Annotated in this window: 12 protein-coding genes; 5 read left to right on the top strand and 7 right to left on the bottom strand. The window is 68.5% G+C overall.

Annotated elements, in window-relative coordinates; genetic code table 11:
• Positions 1-349 precede the first annotated feature (349 nt).
• Positions 350-1,018 (bottom strand): RNA-binding domain-containing protein, encoded by a 669-nt coding sequence (locus ACSLIC_RS00295; RefSeq protein ID WP_436735643.1) that lies wholly within the window; start codon positions 1,016-1,018, stop codon positions 350-352.
• Positions 1,019-1,132: 114 nt separating this feature from the next.
• Between ACSLIC_RS00295 and ACSLIC_RS00290 the strand changes: the two genes are divergently transcribed.
• The 5 genes from ACSLIC_RS00290 (at position 1,133) to ACSLIC_RS00270 (ending at position 7,321) form a co-directional block, all read left to right on the top strand.
• Complete coding sequence (locus ACSLIC_RS00290; RefSeq protein WP_436735642.1) at positions 1,133-1,375, top strand: hypothetical protein; 243 nt, start codon at positions 1,133-1,135, stop codon at positions 1,373-1,375.
• Positions 1,376-1,500: 125 nt separating this feature from the next.
• A complete protein-coding gene (locus tag ACSLIC_RS00285) occupies positions 1,501-2,160 on the top strand; it encodes a hypothetical protein (protein ID WP_436735641.1) in 660 nt (219 codons plus the stop codon).
• Positions 2,161-2,483: 323 nt separating this feature from the next.
• Complete coding sequence (locus ACSLIC_RS00280; protein WP_436735640.1) at positions 2,484-5,930, top strand: ALF repeat-containing protein; 3,447 nt, start codon at positions 2,484-2,486, stop codon at positions 5,928-5,930.
• A 382-nt stretch (positions 5,931-6,312) separates the two neighbouring features.
• On the top strand, positions 6,313-6,675 hold the full coding sequence (locus ACSLIC_RS00275; RefSeq protein WP_436735639.1) for a hypothetical protein: 363 nt from the start codon (positions 6,313-6,315) through the stop codon (positions 6,673-6,675).
• A 133-nt stretch (positions 6,676-6,808) separates the two neighbouring features.
• A complete protein-coding gene (locus ACSLIC_RS00270) occupies positions 6,809-7,321 on the top strand; it encodes a hypothetical protein (RefSeq protein ID WP_436735638.1) in 513 nt (170 codons plus the stop codon).
• A 25-nt stretch (positions 7,322-7,346) separates the two neighbouring features.
• On the opposite strand, the gene ACSLIC_RS00265 is transcribed toward ACSLIC_RS00270, so the two are convergent.
• The 6 genes from ACSLIC_RS00265 to ACSLIC_RS00240 all read right to left on the bottom strand — a co-directional run bounded on the left by ACSLIC_RS00265 (position 7,347) and on the right by ACSLIC_RS00240 (position 13,273).
• Positions 7,347-8,408, bottom strand: coding sequence for an IS630 family transposase (locus ACSLIC_RS00265; protein WP_436735637.1), 1,062 nt, complete (start codon positions 8,406-8,408; stop codon positions 7,347-7,349).
• Between the two features lie 192 nt (positions 8,409-8,600).
• Positions 8,601-9,233: a CoA transferase subunit B gene (locus ACSLIC_RS00260; RefSeq protein WP_436735636.1), complete on the bottom strand. Its 633-nt coding sequence runs from the start codon at positions 9,231-9,233 to the stop codon at positions 8,601-8,603.
• The gene (locus ACSLIC_RS00255; protein ID WP_436735635.1) at positions 9,230-9,982 is read right to left on the bottom strand and encodes a CoA transferase subunit A; all 753 of its coding nucleotides are present in this window, start codon (positions 9,980-9,982) and stop codon (positions 9,230-9,232) included. Before ACSLIC_RS00255 ends, ACSLIC_RS00260 begins: the two co-directional genes overlap by 4 nt.
• Positions 9,982-11,187: a fumarylacetoacetase gene (gene fahA / locus ACSLIC_RS00250; protein WP_436735634.1), complete on the bottom strand. Its 1,206-nt coding sequence runs from the start codon at positions 11,185-11,187 to the stop codon at positions 9,982-9,984. The genes ACSLIC_RS00255 and fahA overlap by 1 nt, the downstream gene beginning before the upstream one ends.
• On the bottom strand, positions 11,184-12,074 hold the full coding sequence (locus tag ACSLIC_RS00245; protein WP_436735633.1) for a hypothetical protein: 891 nt from the start codon (positions 12,072-12,074) through the stop codon (positions 11,184-11,186). Before ACSLIC_RS00245 ends, fahA begins: the two co-directional genes overlap by 4 nt.
• Positions 12,071-13,273, bottom strand: a complete 1,203-nt coding sequence (locus ACSLIC_RS00240) for a homogentisate 1,2-dioxygenase (protein ID WP_436735632.1) — start codon at positions 13,271-13,273, stop codon at positions 12,071-12,073. Before ACSLIC_RS00240 ends, ACSLIC_RS00245 begins: the two co-directional genes overlap by 4 nt.
• Between the last annotated feature and the right edge of the window lie 291 nt (positions 13,274-13,564).

Here is a 13,564-nt window from a genome sequence, read left to right as displayed (position 1 = left end):
ACTTCCACACTCCGGGAGTCGGCCGCGATCACCCACGGTGTGATCCGTGTCCTCAGGCGGGCGGGGCAAGCCGATGGCGGCGAGCGGGCTCTGGCCCCGTGCATGCCGGCCGGCTTCGACGATCGCCTGCCAGACGGGCACGGCGACGACGACCGGAGGGCATCCGGCCACCAGGCACAGCACCCAGCCAGGCTCGCCGTCCCGTTCGTGGTGCAGATCCTGCAGAGCGGCCGAGCCCTGCGCCCACGCCTCTCCGGCCGGCTGGCCCAGCCCCGCTTCGGTCAGTTGCTCGTAGGCCGTACGCATCTCCCGCTCGCGGTCGGGCAGGCTCTGCCCGACCCGCAGCCCGTCACCCGGCCCGGCTTCCGAGACGGCATGCCGTACGAGCTCGATGAGGGCCTGGGCGGTGGGCATCCCTGAGGCCCGGACACCGGGCGGAGCGCAGCTGCTGGATCTCGCTCCGTGGCAGCCAGTACGTGCTATCGCCGTCCCGCATCGGCACGGCGACCGTGTCCGTGCGCGGCGAACCGGGTTTGCCCACCGGCGCCGGCACGACGAAGAGCGTGTCGACTGCCCGGGCGGGGACGTCGATGAACAGCACCCGCTCGCCGTCCGCCCCGGACCATCCGATCCGCACGCCGCGAGGAGCCGGTGTGATCCGTTGACGGATCAGCTTGCGGATCTGGTCCACGTTAACGGCGGCCGGATCGACTCCGACGATGTGCGCCAAGACCTCCTCGTCGTGGTCGGGGCGGGTGGCGATGCCGATGACGATGACTCCGCCGCCCCCGTTGGCGAACGCCGCGACGTCCTTGGTGAGCTCCTCGACCGCCTTGGGGTCCGCCAGCTGGTACGGGCCGCTCTTCGCGTCGACCCACGGCCCTCGCGCAATCCGAGCAGAGAGCCCGGCTCCTGGGCGTCCCGCGCGGCCAGCACACCCTTCAGATCCTTCACCATCCCGGCAGTATCCACCGCTACACACCGCGGTCCACCAGATCGGAAGTTCACGCTTACTCACGGCCGCTAAACCGTCGTCCGATCCGCTTACAAGAAAGTTCGCGACGGCTGTCACACGCACCGGCGATCCCACACCTGTAGCAGGTGAGACCGCTACCGACGTAGGAGAGCAACGATGATCACCGACCCTCGACCTCGACGCATTGCTCGGGATGTCTTCCACGACGACGAGGGGCCCGAGTACACCTTCCCCGGGGAGGTACGCCGCTGGGCCACGGGTGAGCCCTTCCGGCTGGCCACCGAAGAGTGCCAGGACGACACCTTGATTCCCACTGCGGTCGAGAGCCAGGCCATGGGCGCGAGGCACTCCTGCTCGATGCCCTGCTCTCCGAGTACGGTCTGCACCGACCGGCGCTGACCGGCGGCCCGTTCGGGATCATCCTGGTGACCCCACGGCCTCACGAGATCCTGATCCGCGTGGCGCCGCGGCAACTCCCCCGTTGGGCAGCAACAGCCCTGCGCACCGTCCCTGCGGGAGCGGCATTGCGCTGGACTGCCGAGGAGCACGGCATCACATTGACCTTCGCCGGCGCCCGCGTAGTGCTTGTCGCCACGTCAGAGTCCGACTGGCGCGCGGCCATGAAGCGGACAGAACACTCCGCCGGCCAGCCGGGCAGCGCGCCGGCCCACGACAACCGCATCGACTATCTGTCACCGATCGTTCCCCTGCTCTCGGCCACCCTGCGCCGCATCCACCTCCTGACTGACTCCGAGGTGCGCAGTCCGACGATCGAACTGCTCATTGCCGAACACCGCGGTGAGCCCTACCTGTACGACGCCACTGGCGGAGCCCCCTCGGCGGTGCCACTGTGGCAATCGGTGGCCGTCCCGCTCGAGCTGTGGCCGTCAGCTCCGGCCTACCGTTCACCGACCGCCGTCGATGTCCGCGCGGCGATAGGCCGACTGATGAGTGAGGCGGGTGACGGCCTCGGGTTTCTGATTCCCGACTTCTCCGAAGCGCTGTGCAAGGTGGCAGGAGTACCCGCAGTGCCACTGACCCTGCGCGCGGCCCAGGCAGTACTAACGACCCCACCACCAGTGATGTCACGCCCTGTCGGGTCCCGTGTGGTTCCATACTCGTTCTCGTGGCGTGGTTCCAGGGCCGCTCCGCCGGCTGCGGTCGTTGACTCACTTCGGAGTTGAGGTCGGCTCGGCGAGGAGTCCCGGACTCTTCTGAGGGAGGTGGCCGGGTGGTGGCGGGTGTGGTCGGAAAAGGTTGTGCTGACGCTGGTTCCGATATCGCATCTGGAAGATCACCTTCCGATCATGAAGATCTTAAAGATCTATACAACTCCCTTGCGTCCTCAGAAGATCGCCTTCTGCCCAGAAGGCCTCGTCAAGCCCTCTGGCAGGTTTCGTGACGAGAGGGGTGTGTGTTGTCCAGATCTGGGTCGCCGCTGTCTGGAGGGGGACGGCGAAGACGTGCGGCCAGGCGGGTGATCTCGCTTGCTCTCCCGTCGTTCCTGGTGACGGGACTGCTGTCGGCAGCTCCGGCAGTGGCGGAGGACTCCGATTTCACTGCCGCTGAGCAGAGGAGCATCACGGCTTCGTACTGGGCGTCTGGCGGCACGGGTGTCCGTGAAGCGGCCGAGAAGGCGCTGTTGGGGTCGGAGGCGGATATCGCCGCCTTCTTCGCGGAGGTGTCATCGCTTCAGGCGGTCGACGACCGCGTGGACGTCTCCCGCGTCATCAACTCCGGCGGGCACGGAGTCCGCGAGGCCGGCAAGGCGGCACTGCGGGGTACGCATGCCGATGTCGAGGCGTTCCTGACCGGAGGCTGGAAGGCCCCCCACGAGCAGGACCTCCGCGTGGAGGTGTCGACGATCGTCAACACCGGCGGGGTCGGGGTCAAGGAGGCGGGGCAGGCCGCGCTCAAGGGCAGCATGGAGGATGTCCGCGCGTTCCTGGACGAGGGGCAGTACACCGCCCAGCTGGCTGATGACCGCGTCCTGGTCTCGAAGCTGCTTTCCAGCGGTGGCCCGAACATGAAGGCCGCCGCCAAGTTGGCGCTCGCGGGCACGCCGGACGACATCGCGGAGTTCCTGGAGGTCGGGCAGTTCATCGCCCGTGACCGGGACCAGGAGCACTCCACCATTGCACAGCTGACGGAGCAGGCGGAGCAGGCCGGCAAGCGGGCGGAGCGAGCCACAGAGCAGGCGAAGGAGTCCTCGGAGAAGGCGGTTGCCGCTGCGGCTCTGGCCAAGGAGGCCGCCAACAAGGCCGAGGCCGAGGCCAAGGCCGCGCGTGACGATGCCAAGCTGGCGGCGACCAAGGCCAAGCAGGCGGCGGATGCCGCCCGGGCGGCGGGGGAAGCGGCGCAGACCGCGATCGGCTCTGCGCTGGCCGCGCAGCGTACAGCCCGGATTGCGGCCACGGCCGCAGCGCAGACTGCGCAGGCTGCGGTCAACGCCGCGAATGCTGCGACCCGCGCGTCCAACGCGGCGACCGCAGCCCGTGGCGACAAGAACCTGGCCCAGGACGCCCTCGATCGCGCAGCCGAGGCCGAGAAAGCCGCCGGCGTGGCGCGGAAGGCCAAGGACGCCGCCAAGAAGGCCGCCACGGCCAGCCTCGCCGCGGCAGAAGCGATCGTCGCCGCACGCTCAGCGACAGGTAACGCCAACGCGGCAGCTGACGCAGCGGATGCGGCTGCCGCCCATGCCGCGGCAGCGGGTGCGTCTTCGGCCGAGGCGAAGCGAGCGGCGGCAGAGACACGCCGTCACGCTGCGGCGGCCGACCGTGCTGCCGACGCTGCGGAGGCACTTGCCCGGCGCGCCGCCACCGCCGCCGGACAGGCCCAGACCGCCGCTGACGACGCCGCCACGCACGCGGACAATGCCGCCGCTGCCGCCAAGGAAGCCGCAGCCCACGCTGGTGAATCCGCCGGGCATGCGGAGGACGCCGGCCGCTACGCCACCGTCGCTGACCAGGCCGCGACCGCCGCGGAGAAGGCGGTCGCAACGGCGCGCTCTGTGTACAGCCTGGCGCGGGAGACCGAGGAAGCTGAGCTCGCCACCCGTACCGAGGCCGGGCAGGAGCTTGCCAAGACGCAGAAGTCGACGGCGGACTCCTACACCTCCGAGATCGCCTCGCAGGTCGTCGACATCCGTGCCATCGCCGAGGACGCGGAAGACCTGGCCGCGAAGGCCGAAGCAGGTGACACCGCGACCGAAGTGATCGTTACCGAGGGCCGCAAGCTCGCCATGCGGTCCGCCCACCACTTCGGGTCATGGCACCGGGAAGCCGCCATGCTCGCGCTCGGCGGGACCGACGAGGAGGTCGTCGACTACGTCGAACACGGCTGGCGCAAGGCTCAGGACGACGAGAACCGTCAACAGGTGACCAACCTGTCGGTGAGCAGCCCGTACGAGGTTGTCCGCACCGAAGCTGCCCGCCTGGCGGCAGACGGTACCGCGACCGAACTGGAGGACTTCCTCCGCACGGGCCGGCACGAGATAGCCGTGGCCGACTACCGCGTGGAGGTTTCCAAGCTCCACAACGAGGGGGGCCCGGCCGTCCAGGAGCAGGCGGAGAAGGTGCTCGCCGACGGAAGGTCCGCAGCGCTGCACGCGTTCCTCACGGCAGGACAGTACATCGCCCGCAACGGGGACGAGCGAGTCACCGCCAGTACCCTTGCCGGGACCGGCGGACCTGAGCAGGAGGCAGCGGCCAGGATCGCCCTTCTCGGACCGGCCGACAAGCTCACGACCTACCTTCAGGCCGGCCAGCACATGGCCGAGCGCAAGGACGACCTCACCGCGACCCACGTCCACCAGGTCCAGCGGATGATCGCCGAAGGCGAACTGGTCGCCGCCAAGGCACGCGCCGACAGTTGGACAGCGGCAGCAGCCGCAGCCGTCGCCAAGGGCGCGGCGAGCAAGGCGGCCGAATACGCAGCCAACGCCTCCGCCAGTGCGAAGACTGCAGAGGGACATGCCAAGGACGCCCGGCAGTCGGCCAACGAAGCCGCCACCAGCGCCCAGAGGGCCGCCGAATCGGCCACAACCGCCCGCAAAGCCGCCAACGACGCGGCAGGCAGCGCCCAGCGAGCGGAAGAGAGCGCGGCCAACGCCGCCTTCGACGCAGCCTGGGCCGACAGCTCCGCCTACCTGGCCCGTCAAGCCTCCGACGAAGCCCGGACAGACGCCGTAGCCGCCGGAAAATCCGCCCAAGAAGCCGAAACACTGGCCGGCGCCGCCTGGCAGAGCGTGGCCGACAAACGCCGCGCGGAACTGGCCGAGGCCCGCCGCCAGGCAGCCGAGGAGCGCCGGCAACTCCGTGAGGAGCGTCAACAGACCGCCGAGAAGCGACCGACCTGCTACCTGCACATGACCCGGGACAGTCTCCCGCCCTGCGCGATGGCCGGCGAACCGCTCGTTCTCCCGCCGGTGGACCCGCGAGCAGCGGCCTTTGTCACGGAAGTACTTGGTGTCAACGAGGCCATCGCCTGCGCGAAGGACCCCCTCAACCCTGAGTGCCTCGTTGTCCTCGCTGCTGCCCTGCCGCCCATCAGGGGACTCAAGGCCGCGGACAACGTCATCGACGCGATCAACACAGGCGACAAGTCGCTCGACAAGGTCAATGACGCAGCCAAGGTCTCGCGACTGACGCGAATCGGCAAGCTGAAGAAGATAGCCCTGGACGAGTCAGGGAAGCCTTACGGAGAACCCGGAAAACAGAAGCGTGTTTGGATCGCAGAGGAGGGGAAAATTGCGGAGATTGCCGATCTCCTGCGCAGCGAACTGGGTAGGCCAGACCAATCCTCTACGACTCCAAAGGGGCAGCTCGAAATTTGGGAGACCCCTGAGGGGGAAGTCATAATACGGAACTTCAGTAAAACCGGTGGCCTCACGGTGCAGTTCACAAAGTTGCTGGTCAAAGAGACCGGGATTGACAGGTACCACAAGCCAAGCTAGCTGGACAGCACCCTGCTGGGGTTAGCCGGACGATCCTCATCCGATGTTGAAAACTAGAGGCGGGGCGGCGAGACGCCAAGCAGGTGCGCAGGTTCAGTACTTGACCGGGCGAACTGAATAAGTCAACAGCGGTTGGCCAGTTCAGGGTGGCGCCCTGGAGGTAGTGGACCATGACACAGGCCGGGCACGGCCAGCTGCTGCACTGACTGGGTGATGGTCCTGAAGATCATCGGACCGGTCTTGCCGAAGTCGACGCCCGGTCAGGCGTTCGCAGCAGGATCAGTTCCTCTGCGGTGCTCCGCAAAGCAGTCCGGCTGCTGCAGGCTACGGACGACAGCCGGTTCACACGCAGGACGAACTACGTCCAGACGAAAGGTTGATTGTGGAGGATTCCAGCGGGCTCTTCACCTATGAGGATCGCCTTGAATACCTGCTTTATGTCGCAGGCGCGGAAGTGGTCACGTTTGAGCAGCTATGGTGGTGCGCCGAGGAAGTTATTGGCTGCAACTCTCCTGTCGAAGCGATTCAGGAAACGATGCTTCAATTCGTATCTGACATGCTCGAGAAGGGTGTGCTGGTCGGTGGACTAAAAGGGGAGCAGGATGGTGAGAATATTTCACTGAGTACGCACTCCCGGGCTCAAGTAGTAGCCGAAATTCGAAAGCAAGTTACTTCGAAGAGCGAATGGAAGGCGATGTTGCAAATGGGCTGGCTTGCTTTTGAGGAAAGTCCCTTGTGGCCTTGATCGCGCAGCCATTTCCGCATGGGGGGTGTGAGCTGAGAAATCGCGCGAGCACCTCTTTCGCGTCCGTCGAGACCGGATTCATGGCTGAAACCTTCGATTTCGACCAAGGTGTAAATTAATCACAGGAGGAGGGGTGGACTTCCAGGAATCCCTTGAATATCTCGTCGAATATGCGCGATCCACTTTTATCGCGTTCGATTCGGTGTGGGATTGCGCCGAGGAGGTTGCAGGTCTCGGGAGCCCCTTCGGAGATTTGCGCCGGAATTCCATTGATCTCGTTTCGGGCATGATCGACAGCGGCGTGACTGTTGGATACCTGAGTAAGGTATCCGGGCAGGACTTGATTCCATGGGACGGGGCAAAGCCCGAGATTCTAGCAAAGATAGACAGGGATATTGAGCGCGTTGCAGATCCTTGCGAGTTCATCAATATCTGCTGGTTCATCGTTGACCGAGGGTGCAACTCGAACCAGCGCATCCATGTCGATTCGGTTCCGCCCGCCGAGGCATCCTTCGCTTATTGGGTCAAGGGAAACGATGTAGATCTGCATAGTCAACGCCCCGGGACGGGTTCGGTGGTCCATTCTTTTCACGTCGACCAGGCGGCGGACGCTGCTTATGGCTGGAAAATAAATGACCACAAATAAGCGATAGTGAATTTAGGATTATTGATCAGAAACTCATTGGGTTCTCGTCCAGGACGTAGCGGACGTGCGGGCCGCCGAAGTAGCCGCGGACGATGTGCGGCTGGCGCTGGCGTCGGCGGAAGAAGCGGCGGGTCTCCGCGGCGAGTTCGGCCTGGTCGCGGGCTCGGTGCTGCTTGGGCAGGCTGTGTTTGAGGTCGGCGTTGACCAGCTCGTCGGGGTTCAGCTCGGGCGAGTACGGGGGCAGGAAGTGCAGCTCGACAGCCTCGGGGTGGGCGGCGAGCCAGTCCCGGACCATCTTCGAGCGGTGCGCGGAGTGCCCGTCGACCACGAGATGGACCTTGTGGTCGAAGTGGCCGGCCAGCCGGTCCAGGAAGCGGCACATCACCTTGGCGGTGAAGGACTCGGTGAAGACCATGAAGTGCATCCGGCCCTTGGTGCTGATCGCCGACATCGCATTCACGGAGAACCGGTTCCCGCTCCGCCGCACGACGGGCGTCTTCCCTTTCTCGCCCCAGGTGCGGCCGGTGACCTGGTCGGATCGGATGCCGACCTGGTCGGCGAAGAGGATCTCACCGCCCTCCGCCTTCGCCTTCGCGTGGATCTTCGGCCAGGTCTCCTGGTGCCAGCGGCGCACGGCCTCGGGGTTCTGTTCGACGGCCCGTTTGTCCGGGCGCTGGAAGGAAAGCCCCCACCGCTTCAAGTACTTGCCCACCCCCGGTTCGGTCAGCCGCACCCGGTACAGCTTCGCGATCAGGTCACCGATCAGCCGCCGCGTCCACAGCTGACCGCTCAGGCCCACGTCACAGGGCCGGTGATCGAGGACCGCCTGCCGGACAGCGCCCTGCTCGGCCTCACCAAGCACCTGATGCACCCCGACCGGCTTGCCCCTCGGCCGCATGACCAGCGCCTCACGGCCACCGGCCAGCCACTTCGCCCACCAGCCGTCCACCGCCTTCAGTGACACCCCGAAGAGCTCCGCCACATCCTCACGGTCCCGCCCCGCCACCAACGCGGCCACCGCCCGCAGCCGAAGGGCCTCCTGCGCCGACGGCGACAGATGCCGCGCGTCCCCCACCAGATCGCTCACACTCCACCAACGACCCGGAACCCAAACCGTTTCGGAACAATAGTCCCGCCGGTGGCAGCAGCAGGCGGCGCCGTTCCACCACCGAGTGCCCGCGGCCCCGCGGACTCCGGCTGCGGGGCCGCCAGCCCGACGGTCCCGCAGCAGAGGCCGGTGCGTCAGCGTCCTTGGCGGCCTCGTCGGCCGAAGGGCCGGCTATCCCCAGTCGATCTCGGGCTGCGTCCTGGCTCTGACGTCCTCGACGGAGACGTCGGGTGCGAGTTCGACCAGGCGCAGGCCCCCGGCGGTGACGTCCAGGACACACAGGTCGGTGATGATCCGCTCGACGACGCCCTTGCCGGTGAGGGGCAGGGAACACTCCTCGACGATCTTGAAGCTTCCGTCCCGGGCCACGTGCTCCATCAGGACGACGACTCTCCTGGCGCCGTGCACCAGGTCCATCGCACCGCCCATCCCCTTGACCATCTTTCCGGGGATCATCCAGTTCGCGATGTCGCCCCGTGCCGACACCTGCATGGCGCCCAGGATCGCGGCGTCGATCTTGCCGCCCCGGATCATGCCGAAGCTGGTCGCGGAGTCGAAGAACGAGGCACCGGCGCGCACGGTGACGGTCTCCTTGCCCGCGTTGATCAGGTCGGGATCGACCTGGTCGGCGGCCGGGTAGGGGCCGGTGCCGAGGATGCCGTTCTCGGACTGGAGCACCAGCTCGACGTCGGCCGGGATGTGGTTGGGCACCAGCGTCGGCAGGCCGATGCCGAGGTTGACGTAGTCCCCGTCGGACAGCTCCGCCGCCGCGCGGGCCGCCATCTGTTCGCGGGTCCAGCTCATCGCACCATCCTCTTCTCGATCCGCTTGTCGGCGGCCTGTGCGGGCGTCAGCGCGACGACGCGGTGCACGTACACGCCGGGGAGGTGCACGTGGTCGGGGTCGAGTTCGCCGGGCTCGACGAGTTCCTCGACCTCCGCGACGCAGATCCGACCGGCCATGGCGGCCAGCGGGTTGAAGTTGCGGGCGGCCTTGTCGAAGACGAGGTTGCCGTGCCGGTCGCCGCGGGCGGCCCGTACCAGGGCGAAGTCCGCCACGACGGCGTGCTCCAGCACGTAGGCGCGGCCGTCGAACTCCTGGGTCTGCTTGGCCGGTGAGGCGATCTCGACGCCGCCCGCGCCGTCGTACTTCCAGGGCAGGCCGCCCTCGGCCACCTGGGTGCCGACACCGGTGGCGGTGAAGAACGCGGGAATGCCGGAGCCTGCGGCCCGCAGCCGTTCGGCCAGCGTGCCCTGGGGCGTCAGCTCGACCTCCAGCTCACCGGCGAGGTACTGGCGGGCGAACTCCTTGTTCTCTCCCACGTAGGAGGCGACGATGCGGCGGATGCGGCCCGCGCCGAGCAGCAGCCCCAGCCCCCAGTCGTCGACACCGGCGTTGTTGGAGACCACCTGGAGCCGGTCGGCGCCCGCCTGGAGGACGGCGTCGATCAGCACGGCGGGGATGCCGCACAGGCCGAAGCCGCCCACCGCCAGCGTGGCTCCGGAGCCGATGTCCTCGACCGCCTCGGCGGCGGAGGCGACCACCTTGTCCATCAGATCCCCCGGCCGTGTCGCGCCGCGACGACGCGTCCGCGCGCCTCACCGAAGCCGATACGGGTGCCGCCCACACCGGGCGCGGTGGCGCGCAGCACCACCTCGTCCCCGTCCTCCAGGAACGTCCGCTGCTGCCCGGCGACCGTCACCGGTTCCGCTCCGCCCCAGGTCAGCTCGATGAAGGCGCCGCGCTGCTCCTTGCCCGGCCCCGAAACGGTGCCCGAGGCGAACAGGTCGCCGGTGCGGGTGGGTGCTCCGTTGACCGTGAGGTGGGCCAGCATCTGCGCGGGCGACCAGTACATGGCGGAGTACGGCGGCCGGGAGACCACCTGCCCGTTCCACTCGACCTCCAGGTCGATGTCCAGGCCCCAGGGCTCGTCGAGCGCGAGGTAGGGGAGGACCTCGGGTTCCTGGACCGGGGCAGGCACCTTGGCCTCCGCCAGGGCGAGCAGCGGCACGACCCAGGGGGAGACGGTCGAGGCGAACGACTTGCCCAGGTTGGGCCCGAGCGGTACGTACTCCCATGCCTGGATGTCCCGGGCGGACCAGTCGTTGAAGAGGACGACGCCGAAGAGGTGCTGCTCGGCCCGGCCTGCCGCGACGGGCTCGCCGAGCGGGTTGCCGGTGCCCACCACGAAGCCGAGTTCGGCCTCGATGTCCAGGCGCGTCGACGGTCCGAAGACGGGCGCCGGGTCGCTCGGGCCCTTGCGCTGTCCGGCGGGGCGGATGATGTCGGTCCCGGAGACCACGACGGAGGCGGACCGGCCGTGGTAGCCGACCGGGAGGTGCTTCCAGTTCGGCATGAGCGGCTCGGGGTTGTCCGGGCGGAACAGCCGGCCGAGGTTGGCGGCGTGGTGCTCGGAGGCGTAGAAGTCGACGTAGTCGGCCACGTCGAACGGCAGGTGGAGGGTCACGTCGGCGGCGAGGTGCACCGCCTTGCGGGGTACGTCCCCCCGCAGCGCGGCCGTGATGGCGGACCGCACCTGGACCCAGCGCTCGTGACCCTGGGCCATGAACGGATTGAGCGAAGGGCCCGCGAACACCTCGTCGCCCAGGAGCATCGCGAGGTCGACGACGTGCTCGCCGTAGCGGGTGCCGACGCGGGGGGTGCGGCCGGGCAGCGAGTACACCCCGTACGGCAGGTTGTGGATGCCGAACAGGTCGTCGAGGGGCACGTCGAGGCGGACGGTGGGGTATGCGGTCACAGGAGGTCCTTGGTCAGGTCCGGGCCGAGCAGGCCGAGAGCCGCGAGCTCACCGACCGGCTCCGCGAGGGAACAGGTGCCGAAAGAGCGGAAGGTCTTCCGGACTGCGGGGGACAGGGCGCCGACGAGCCCGGCGACCGTGGCGGCGTCGCGTGCGGCCAGGACCGCGACGATCTCGCTCTCGTCGGCGCCGTCGAGCGCGGCGCCGGTGGCCGCCAGCAGGTTGAGGTGTCCGTGCTGTTCGAAACGGGTCCGCGGATCGGTGTTGCGCACCGCGTGATGCAGCCCCGCCGTGGCCTTGAACGGGACCTTGGCGCGTACCGCGAGGAGCACGGCGCGTGCGAGTTCCCTCTCGTCCGGATACAGCTCGGCCCGCGTGCCGCCGGTGCGGAACTTCGCCAGGTAGGGGGAGTCCGCCAGCGAGGTGATCAACTCGGCTCGGCGCTGGTCGCGGGGCACCTCCACGTACACGGCCGTCCGGTCGCGGTCGGCCGCGTCCGTCAGCGCGGCGGACAGCCGGGGCACGATCTCCGCGGCGGGCACGTCCTCGGGGACGGCGACCTCCAGGAAGCGCAGCCGGGCCGCCGGCAGCGCGCTGACCGAGGTCAGTGCCCGCGCCGCCCCCTCGGGCGAGGGGACGGTGACCGCGAGTCCGAGGGACCGCGCCTCGTAGCCGGCCGTCAGCTCCGCCAGCTCGGCCAGCCGGGCCTGTGGCACGACGAGAGGCCCCACGAGCGGCGCGTGGGCGGCGCAGACGTGCCGGAGGTGGGCGGGCACGGCCTCGGACAGCGGTACCTCGCCGGGCGGGAACACCGCGGCGTCGTCACAGAACGCGGCGAACAGCTCCGCCGGGACCGGTCCGGCGCCGGGAGGAGAGGCGGCCGTCACTTCCCGGCCTCCTGGCCGGCCTTGGCCCAGGAGTACGCGTAGACGCCGTCGTCGCAGGCGCGTGCCGCCTCACCGAGCTCCAGCGGCCGGAAGGTGTCCACCATGACCGCCAGTTCGTCGAAGAACTCCGCCCCGATGGCACGCTCGTAGGCGCCGGGCTGCGGACCGTGCGGGTGGCCGCCGGGGTGCAGGCTGACCGAGCCCTGCCCGATCCCGGAACCCTTGCGGGCCTCGTAGTCACCGCCGCAGTAGAACATCACCTCGTCCGAGTCCACGTTCGAGTGGTAGTACGGCACCGGGATGGCGAGGGGGTGGTAGTCGACCTTGCGCGGCACGAAGTTGCAGATGACGAAGTTGTGCCCCTCGAACACCTGGTGGGCCGGCGGCGGCTGGTGGACCCGTCCCGTGAGGGGTTCGAAGTCGCGGATGTTGAAGACGTAGGGGTAGAGGCAGCCGTCCCAGCCGACCACGTCGAAGGGGTGGTGCGGCAGCGTGTGCACGGTGCCCGCGATGCCCCCCGGGCCGTCGCCCCGGTGCTTGATGTACACCTCGACGTCCTGCTCCGCCACGACCCTGAGGTTCTCCGGGCCCCGGAGGTCCCGCTCGCAGAACGGGGCGTGCTCCAGGAGCTGCCCGAAGCGGGAGAGGTAGCGCTTGGCGGGGGTGATGTGGGAGTTGGCCTCGATGGCGTACACCCGTACCGGCCCGTCCGGGACGATCCGGTAGGTCGTGGCGCGGGGGATGACGACGTAGTCGCCCTCGCCCGCCGGCAGGTCTCCGAAGACCGTCTCGATCCGGGCCGTGCCGGCCTCCACGTAGAGGCACTCGTCACCGATCGCGTTGCGGTAGTACGGGCTGGCGACCTCGGCGACGACGTAGGAGAGCCGGACGTCGGCGTTGCCCAGCAGCAGCCTCCGGCCGGTCACCGCGTCGGCCCCCGAAGCGCCCTCGCCGAAGAGGTCGTGCGCGCGGAGGTGGCGCGGCGTCAGCGGGTGATTCGGGACGAGCGACTGGTCCGGCAGCTCCCAGACCCGGTACGCCGCGATCGAGGACGGGATGTTCACGTGGTAGAGCAGCGAGGAGTCGGAGGAGAAGCCTTCCTCGCCCATCAACTCCTCGAAGTACAGCGGCCCGTCGGGGGCGCGGTGCTGAGTGTGGCGCTTGGGCGGGACGCTCCCCGCCACGCGGTAGTACGGCATGCCTGTCCATCTCCTGTAGGCGGTTCGCCCTCGGTGGCCGGTTCCCGAGCCGGATGCCGGCGCAGTCAAAGGGCTGCGAGCGGCGCCGGACGGTGCGCGCGGGCTTTGCGGCTGGAGGAAACGCCCCGGGGACTTCGTCCTGGAAGTACCGTCGCCACTCCGACCGGTGTGCGCCTGGCGCACATATGTGTGCGGTGTCCGCGACCTTGGTGCAACATAGTTCGCGTCCCGAGCGCGGTCAAGAGCTGCTGTGGCGCGGATCGGTCGAGGTGGGAGCCGTGTCCCCGCGGC

Source organism: Streptomyces sp. BBFR102, assembly GCF_051397025.1.
In the GTDB taxonomy this organism is placed as follows: Bacteria; Actinomycetota; Actinomycetes; order Streptomycetales; family Streptomycetaceae; genus Streptomyces.
Note: the sequence above shows the minus strand (reverse complement) of the source record. Positions and strands in the feature narration are given on the sequence as shown.